1 protein-coding gene is annotated in these 642 nt (G+C 63.9%); it reads left to right on the forward strand.

The window, feature by feature from the left end:
• Window positions 1–61: 61 nt before the first annotated feature.
• Complete coding sequence (locus tag AC01FP_RS18590) at window positions 62–592, forward strand: hypothetical protein (protein ID WP_474482366.1); 531 nt, start codon at window positions 62–64, stop codon at window positions 590–592.
• The last annotated feature ends 50 nt before the right edge of the window (window positions 593–642 follow it).

The raw sequence follows: 642 nt of genomic DNA on the forward strand, positions 1-642 counted from the left end.
CGACGAGAACGGCGCCGGATCGCTGACCGCGCTGCCGGTCATCGAAACCCAGGCCGGTGACGTGTCTGCCTACATCCCGACCAACGTGATCTCGATCACCGACGGCCAGATCTTCCTCGAAACGGGCCTGTTCTACCAGGGCGTGCGCCCGGCGATCAACGTCGGCCTGTCGGTCAGCCGCGTCGGCGGTGCCGCACAGACCAAGGCGATGAAGAAGGTTTCGGGCTCGATGAAGCTGGACCTCGCGCAGTACCGCGAAATGGCCGCCTTCGCCCAGTTCGGTTCGGACCTCGATGCGTCGACCCAGAAGCTGCTTAACCGCGGTGCCCGGCTGACCGAGCTGCTCAAGCAGCGCCAGTTCTCGCCGATGCCGTTCGAAGAGCAGACCGTGTCGATCTTCGCCGGCACCAACGGCTACCTCGACGCCATCCCGACCAACCGGGTGACCGAGTACGAAGCCGCCATGCTCAGCTTCATGCGCAACGAACACGCCGACGTGCTGGCCCTGATCCGCGACACCAAGGACTTCGGCGACGAAGCCAAGTCCAAGACCGTCGCGGCGCTGGAAGCCTTCGCCAAGCAGTTCGCCTGACCCCAAGCGTAAATTAGGGAGCCGAAATGGCCTCGCTTAAGGAACTCAAG

The organism is Cyanobium sp. NIVA-CYA 375 (assembly GCF_056108345.1).